The following is a 2,388-nucleotide window of genomic DNA, read 5'->3' as shown; positions in this document are numbered from 1 at the left end:
TGGTGCCGGGAGGGGGAATCGAACCCCCACGGTATCACTACCGGCGGATTTTGAGTCCGCTGCGTCTACCAGTTCCGCCATCCCGGCATTGCACGCGATTGCTCGGCTTGACTCTGGCCGCTTCTCTCGATTGTGCGCATCGAGACCGACCACTCCGCCCGCGAGATCGGCTACCACTTCTGCGACTGCAGCCGCCCGCGAGAAACGCGGCGACCCGACTCAGGCTGCGCGCGATTATCCCGTAACGCTGCCAGGTGCTTCAACTCCGAACACGAGGGTGGCGCATCAGGCGGCGAGCACCCGTGACGGCCGTTCTCCCATGCGCGCGAGGCAGCGATCGATCCAGAGCGCGGTTAGCTTCTGCTGCACGCCGTTCTGCCTGAGTCGCTGCTCGAGGCAGCCGAAGTCGACGAGATCGAGCGGCTGATCCTGGTTGAAGCAGGAGAAGACGAAGCTCTCCTTGCCTGTAGCGGGATCGACGTGGCGCTGCAGACACTGCGCGCAGATCTCCTTCATCATGCACTGCATCGGCGAGTTGATGCTGCCGATGGCGAAGTGGTGCGGTTTGAGGTACGGCGCCAAGGCGCGATGGCGCGCGGCGCCCACTGCCGCCATCATGCGATCCGACCCGATTGCGATGATGCGGTCGGTGTCTGCGAACGGGATCGTCTGCGGACCGAGTTCTCCCTTCGCGTAAGTGAGCATCGCATCGACGATGTTGCCGACGAAGGCGCGATCCTGCGGGCGGTGCGGCGTGTAGCCGGGGGCTTCGTCGCAGCACCACACCACGACATCCGCCGCTGCCTCGATCTCTTCTTCCTTGTAGCGGTCGATCAGTTTCTTGTATCCAGCGAAGTACAGCACCTTCGATCCGGCTGCGCGCAGCGCCTCGCCGATCGAGAACAGCACAGCATTGCCGAGCCCGCCGCCCACCAGCGCGACGGTTTCGCCAGGCGGCGTTTCGGTCGGCGTTCCAGTGGGACCCATGAGGATCACCGGTTCGCCCGGCTTGAGCAGCGCGCACAGATCCGACGACCCACCCATCTCCAGCACGATGGTGGAGAGCAGCCCGCGCTCGCGATCGACCTGCGCGCCGGTGAGGGCCAAGCCCTCCATGAGCAGCGTCGTACCGTCAACGCGCGGTGCGAAAGTCTCGTAGTTCTGCAGGCGATAGAACTGCCCCGGTTTGAACTGGCGCGCGGCGAGCGGTGCCTCGACCACCACCTCGACGATGGTGGGCGTGAGGCGATTGACCGCCTTCACGGTCGCGCGCAGGTCGCGATTGAGTCGACCGAAGAATTCCTCGCGGCCGAGCGCACTCGCTGCGGGCCGCCCGGCGAGGACGTTCGTAAGCGTCGGATACCCCTGCTTCGCGCTCGCCATCGCCTTCACCACGTTGCCCGCGAATGACGGATGCAAGTCGCCGAAGAAGCTCACGAAGCGCCCATCGCTCTGGCGCGACAGGAGCACGCGCGGCTGCTGCGGCTTCGCGCTGCGTTCCGGTTTCACCGGCGTACCGCTCTCGTCGCAGGCCTGGAAGAAGCGCCCGTCGAGATGAAAGTGGGCGCCGTCCTCGCGCGCGAGCACGGTGTTGGGCTGTGTGCCGGCGGCCACCAGGATCGACCGCGCCGGCAGCTCGATCTCGTTGAAGTGGTGCCACACGCCTTCCATGTCCCGCTCTTGCACGGACACCTGCAGGCCCTTGGCGTGGCCGTACTCGTCGACCTCGACACGCAGTGGTGTCAGACCTTCGGCGAAGACGATGCCTTCTTCGAGCGCCTTCTCGACTTCCTCGTGATTCAGGGTGTACGAGGGACTGTCGATCAGTCGCTTGCGATAGGCGATGGTCACGCCGCCCCACGCTTGCATCAGTTCGGCGAGCCGGGCGGGGCGCCCTTCGCGGGCCGCCGCCTCGCGTTCCGCGCGGATCGCCCGGGCGTGGCCGATGAATTCGTCGGCGATGCTTTTTTCCTCGGTGCTCCACGCGCGCCGCACGGCGGCTTCGCCGTATTCCGTCACCAGCGTCTCGTAGCGCTGGAGAAACTTCTCCACCTGCACCGGATAGTAGGCAAGCGACTCGGTTGCGGTGTCGATGGCGGTGAGGCCGCCGCCGATGACCACGGTCGGCAGACGCAGCTGCAGGTCGGTCACCGACTCGGTCTTCGCCGCGCCGGTGAGCTGCAGGGCCATGAGGAAATCGGAAGCCATGCGCACACCGCGCGCGAGGCCGTTCGGCAGTTCCAGCATGGTCGGGCGTCCGGCGCCGGCGGCGAGCGCGATGTGATCGAAGCCGAGCGCAAACGCGTCTTCGACCGTGAGCGTGCCGCCGAAGCGCACGCCGCCAAAGAGCGCGAACTCGCGCCGGCGCTCGATCAGGAGCCGCACCAC

The 2,388-nt window shown here is 66.4% G+C and carries 1 protein-coding gene and 1 tRNA gene; both read right to left on the bottom strand.

Annotated elements, in window-relative coordinates; all coding sequences use genetic code 11:
• Positions 1-87 (bottom strand) — tRNA-Leu (locus JNK68_06070).
• A gap of 198 nt (positions 88-285) precedes the next feature.
• Positions 286-2,388 (bottom strand): pyridine nucleotide-disulfide oxidoreductase (locus JNK68_06065; protein MBL8539921.1); only part of this gene is annotated, 2,103 nt, incomplete at its 5' end.

This window comes from Betaproteobacteria bacterium (assembly GCA_016791345.1).
Classification (GTDB): Bacteria; Pseudomonadota; Gammaproteobacteria; order Burkholderiales; family JAEUMW01; genus JAEUMW01.
Note: the sequence above shows the minus strand (reverse complement) of the source record. Positions and strands in the feature narration are given on the sequence as shown.